Raw genomic sequence first — 4067 nt, forward strand, 5'->3', positions numbered from 1 at the left:
GTCAGCAGGTTCTCCCGGCCGTCCGCTGACCTCCGGCCGATCTTCACCTTCCCGGTCAGGATGATGTACAGCCGGTCGCCGGGCTCGCCTTCGGCGAACACCGCGTGCCCGCGCGGGAATTCGACGGGTTGCAGCTGCTTGGTCAGCGCGGCGACGGCGCCCGGATCAACCCCCTGGAAGATGCCGGCCCGCGCCAGGATCTCATCCACCTTGGCCCCTTAGATTCGCTATGACGTTAAGAACACGAAACACCAGCTTCTAGCTGGCACGCTCCGAGTCTAGAGGCTGGCACCAGTCGACCCGCTAACGCTACACACGATCGGGCTGCTCGGTTCCGTGAAACCGGGCATCCAATGCTGCACCGGCGGGTGCGGCCGGATGGCCGACCCCGACGCCGGCCGGCGCCGGCCCGTTCGGGGTGCTCGCGGCCACCGGGGCGACCCGAGTCAGGCTGTTCTCGATGCGTTCCAGGCCGACAGTGGCCAACATCAACATGATCGGGACGATCGCCACCAGCAGCCAGGACACAAGGTGACAGTAAACATGGGGAAGGTCTCGACGCGGTTACGAATCAGTACCCTGTCAGAGATGACCAGGGAGACGCCTGCCCGCACCGTGCGCCGAGCCCGGTCCGACCGCTGGGCCGCCGAATCCCGCGCGGCGCTGGTCCGACGGGCTCGCCGGATGAATCGCACGCTGGCAGGGGCATTTCCGAACGCGCACTGCGAGCTTGATTTCACCACGCCGCTGCAGCTGACGGTCGCCACGGTGCTATCCGCGCAGTGCACCGACGCCACGGTGAACCTCACGACACCGGCGTTGTTCGCCCGGTATCCGGCCGCGCTGGACTACGCCCAGGCCGACCGGGCCGAGATGGAAGACCTCATCCGTCCCACCGGCTTCTTTCGCAACAAGGCGACCTCGCTGATCCGGCTCGGTCAGGCCCTGGTGGAGCGGTTCGACGGCGAGGTGCCCGCCGACATGGAAGCCTTGGTGGCTCTGCCCGGCGTGGGCCGCAAGACCGCCAACGTCATCCTCGGCAATGCCTTCGGCGTACCCGGGATCACCGTCGACACCCATTTCGGCAGGCTGGTGCGGCGCTGGGGGTGGACCGCCGAGGAGGATCCAGTCAAGGTGGAGCGCGTGGTCGGCGAGCTGATCGAGCGCACCCAGTGGACGATCCTGAGTCACCGGGTGATCTTCCACGGGCGGCGGGTCTGCCACGCCCGCAAGCCGGCCTGTGGTGTCTGTGTGCTGGCCAAGGACTGCCCGTCCTACGGGCTCGGCCCCACCGACCCCGCGGCGGCGGCCGCCCTGGTGAAAGGCCCGGAGGCCGCCCACCTGCTGGCAATGGCCGGGCTGTAGCGATGCGGTGGACCCTGGCGGCCGCGGTGCTGGTGGCCGCGCTGGTCGTCGGCCTGGCCGTCGAGCTGCGGCATCCGCAGTCGGTCATTTCGCCGGTCGGTCCACGCCAGCACCGCGACGCCGACACCGCGGCGGCACTGGTCGGGCCGCGTGAGCGTGCCCACCTGGCCCCCTGCCCGGCCGGGCCGCCGACCGGCGGCCCGGCGGCGTTGCGCGGAGTCATCGTCGAATGCGCAGCGGACGGCGCCGACGTCGACGCGGCCCGGCTGTTGGCCGGCCGCCGGGCGGTGCTGAATCTGTGGGCGTACTGGTGCGTGCCGTGCCGGGCGGAGCTGCCGGCGATGGCCGAATATCAGCGCCGGGCGGGTCCGGGGGTTTTCGTGGTGACGGTGCACCAAGACGAGCACGAAGCCGCCGCACTGGAGCTGCTGGCCGAACTCGGCGTCCGGCTGCCCACTCTGCAGGACGGCACGCGCCGGATCGCCGCCGCACTGCACGTCCCCAACGTGATGCCCGCGACGGTGGTGCTGAACCCGGACGGTAGCGTTGCCGGCGTCCTGCCGCAGGCGTTCGCCGACGTCGAGGAGATCAGCGCCGCGGTCGGTGGCACGACGAAATGATCGCAGAGGGAGGCGCCGGTGAGCGCGGCAGAAACGCCCTCACGTCCCGGTGATCTCGCCTGCTGTCCGGCCTGGCTGCGTCCGCTGGTCGACAACGTCGGCCGGCTGCCGGCCGCGTTCCGCCGACGGCTCCCGGCCGATGTGCTGGCGTTGGTGACCGCCGCCGGCGTCCGGGCCAAGGTGACCGGCGCCGGACGCGACGCGGCGGTGCTGGTGCTGTTCTCCGGACCGTCGACGGCCGGGCCGGACGAGGGCGCCGTCCCGGCGGACGCCGACCTGCTGGTCACGGTCCGGGCCTCGACGCTGCAGCATCACGCCGGTCAGGCGGCGTTCCCCGGCGGTGCCGTCGATGCCGGCGACGACGGGCCGGTGGCGACCGCGCTGCGCGAGGCGCACGAGGAGACCGGGGTCGATCTAACCCGGGTGCACCCGCTGGTCACCCTGGAGCGGACCTACATCGCGCCGTCCAGTTTCTCGGTGGTCCCGGTGCTGGCCTACTCACCCGACCCCGGGCTCGTGCAGGTGGTCGACCCGGCGGAGACGGCCGTCGTGGCGCGGGTACCGGTGCGGGCGTTCGTCAATCCGGAGAATCGGTTGATGGTCTATCGTGACGCACGAAGCCGTCGCTGGGCCGGACCTGCGTTCCTGCTCAACGAGATGCTGGTGTGGGGCTTCACCGGCCAGGTGATCTCGGCGATGTTGGACGTGGCCGGATGGGCCCGGCCCTGGGACACCGCAGACGTTCGCGAGTTGAACGAAGCGATGGCGCTGGTCGGCGACGAAGGTGGGATGCGACGATGACATCGTCACAATGGCTGGACATCGCCGTGCTGGCGGTCGCTTTCGTCGCCGGCGTCTCCGGCTGGCGCTCCGGCGCGATGGGTTCGCTGCTGTCTTTCCTCGGGGTGGCGCTCGGTGCGATGGCCGGGGTGCTGCTGGCGCCACACCTGGTCGACCACATCGCCGACGCCCGGTCGAAGCTGTTCGCGTCGCTGTTCTTGATCCTGGCCAGGGTCGTCGTCGGCGAGATCGCCGGTGTGGTGCTCGGCCGGGCGGTGCGCGGGGCGATCCGCAACTCCGGTCTGCGCACCTTCGACTCGCTGGTCGGCGTGGCGATGCAGCTGGCGGTGGTCTTGGTCGCGGCCTGGCTGCTGGCCACCCCGCTGACGACGTCCGACCAGCCCAGCCTGGCGGCGGCGGTGCGCGGTTCACGAGTGCTCGCCCAAGTCGACGGAGTCGCGCCGCCCTGGCTGAAGACGGTGCCGAAACGCCTCTCGGCGGTGCTGGACGACTCCGGCCTGCCCGCGGTGCTGGAGCCGTTCAGCCGCACGCCGATCGCGGCGGTGCCCGCGCCGAATGCGTCGCTGGCGCAGAACCCGGTGGTGGCCGCCACCGAACCGAGTGTGCTCAAGATCCGCGGCGTGGCGCCCGCCTGTCAGAAGGTCTTGGAGGGCACCGGGTTTGTGATCGCGCCCACCAGGGTGATGACCAACGCGCACGTGGTGGCCGGCTCGGACAGCGTCACCGTCGAGGCGGAGGGCAAACCCTACGACGCCATCGTTATCTCGTTCGATCCGGAGGCCGACATCTCCATCCTGGCCGTTCCCGGTCTGCCTTCGCCGCCGCTGGTGTTCGTCGATTCGCCGGCCAGTGCCGATACCGATGCGCTGGTGCTCGGCTACCCCGGTGGCGGACTGTTCGAGGCGGCACCCGCCCGGATTCGGGAGATCATCGAGCTCAACGGTCCGGACATCTACCAGAACGGAACCGTCACCCGCGAGGTGTACACGATCAGAGGGACTGTCCAGCAAGGAGATTCCGGCGGTCCGATGATCAGTCTGGATGGCAAGGTGCTGGGGGTGGTGTTCGGTGCCGCGGTCGACGACGCGGACACCGGTTTCGTCATGACCGCCAAAGAGGTCTCCCGTCAGCTGGCCCAGATCGGCGACACCACGCCGGTATCCACCGAGACGTGCGTCAGCTGACGCCGGTCCCGCCGATTCGGGCCAGGAACCCGGCGAGCTGCGCATTCACCTTCGTTGGCTCCTCCTCATGGCTGAAATGCCCTGCGCCAACGATTGA

Annotated in this window: 6 protein-coding genes; 4 read left to right on the forward strand and 2 right to left on the reverse strand. The window is 70.1% G+C overall.

Going from position 1 to position 4067, the window contains the following annotated elements:
* Both AC2VNT_RS08955 and AC2VNT_RS08960 read right to left on the reverse strand, forming a co-directional pair.
* On the reverse strand, window positions 1-209 hold a 209-nt coding region (locus AC2VNT_RS08955; RefSeq protein WP_486946521.1), incomplete at its 3' end, for a cyclic nucleotide-binding domain-containing protein.
* A gap of 100 nt (window positions 210-309) precedes the next feature.
* Window positions 310-528 carry a hypothetical protein gene (locus tag AC2VNT_RS08960; RefSeq protein ID WP_486946522.1) on the reverse strand — a complete coding sequence of 73 codons (219 nt, stop codon included), beginning with the start codon at window positions 526-528 and terminating at the stop codon, window positions 310-312.
* A 60-nt stretch (window positions 529-588) separates the two neighbouring features.
* Between AC2VNT_RS08960 and nth the strand changes: the two genes are divergently transcribed.
* Genes nth through marP form a run of 4 tightly spaced genes read left to right on the forward strand, consistent with a single transcriptional unit; the run spans window position 589 to window position 3970 of the window.
* The gene (gene nth / locus AC2VNT_RS08965; protein WP_486946523.1) at window positions 589-1365 is read left to right on the forward strand and encodes an endonuclease III; all 777 of its coding nucleotides are present in this window, start codon (window positions 589-591) and stop codon (window positions 1363-1365) included.
* A 2-nt stretch (window positions 1366-1367) separates the two neighbouring features.
* Window positions 1368-1985, forward strand: a complete 618-nt coding sequence (locus AC2VNT_RS08970) for a TlpA family protein disulfide reductase (protein WP_486946524.1) — start codon at window positions 1368-1370, stop codon at window positions 1983-1985.
* An 18-nt stretch (window positions 1986-2003) separates the two neighbouring features.
* The gene (locus tag AC2VNT_RS08975) at window positions 2004-2786 is read left to right on the forward strand and encodes an NUDIX hydrolase (RefSeq protein WP_486946525.1); all 783 of its coding nucleotides are present in this window, start codon (window positions 2004-2006) and stop codon (window positions 2784-2786) included.
* Window positions 2783-3970 carry an acid resistance serine protease MarP gene (gene marP, locus AC2VNT_RS08980; RefSeq protein WP_486946526.1) on the forward strand — a complete coding sequence of 396 codons (1188 nt, stop codon included), beginning with the start codon at window positions 2783-2785 and terminating at the stop codon, window positions 3968-3970. The genes AC2VNT_RS08975 and marP overlap by 4 nt, the downstream gene beginning before the upstream one ends.
* Window positions 3971-4067: the final 97 nt, after the last annotated feature.

It is taken from the genome of Mycobacterium sp. TH-M15, from assembly GCF_057473705.1.

Excerpts from the sequence above, each read along its gene's own strand:
- nth (WP_486946523.1), top strand. The coding sequence starts at position 589 with ATGACCAGGGAGACGCCTGCCCGCACCGTGCGCCGAGCCCGGTCCGAC.
- AC2VNT_RS08970 (WP_486946524.1), top strand. The coding sequence starts at position 1,368 with ATGCGGTGGACCCTGGCGGCCGCGGTGCTGGTGGCCGCGCTGGTCGTC.
- marP (WP_486946526.1), top strand. The coding sequence starts at position 2,783 with ATGACATCGTCACAATGGCTGGACATCGCCGTGCTGGCGGTCGCTTTC.